This window comes from Amycolatopsis sp. SID8362 (genome assembly GCF_010550475.1).
Lineage (GTDB): Bacteria > Actinomycetota > Actinomycetes > Mycobacteriales > Pseudonocardiaceae > Amycolatopsis > Amycolatopsis eburnea.
Genome location: NZ_JAAGNB010001101.1, coordinates 1 through 227, shown reverse-complemented (window position 1 = coordinate 227; position 227 = coordinate 1). Strand labels below are relative to the sequence as shown.

1 protein-coding gene is annotated in these 227 nt (G+C 76.2%); it reads right to left on the bottom strand.

Annotation, left to right across the window (positions count from 1 at the left end; all coding sequences use genetic code 11):
* On the bottom strand, positions 1-227 hold a 227-nt coding region (locus tag G3I65_RS34045), incomplete at both ends, for a hypothetical protein (protein WP_160699735.1).

The following is a 227-nucleotide window of genomic DNA, read 5'->3' as shown; positions in this document are numbered from 1 at the left end:
GTGCCGCCGGTGATCAGGACGGTGCCGTCGCGGTCCCACTCCCCCGGCGCGAGGTCGGCGAGGGCCGGGGCCTCCGGGAAGGGCAGGCGCGCGATCCGCGGCACGAGCACCTCGCCCGAGCGCAGCATCGCCTGCGGCTCACCGGAGGCGAGGACGCCGCGCAGCGCCCTCAGCGAGGCTTCGTCGTCGTCGAGGTCGGCCAGGACGAACCGGTCCGGGTTCTCGAC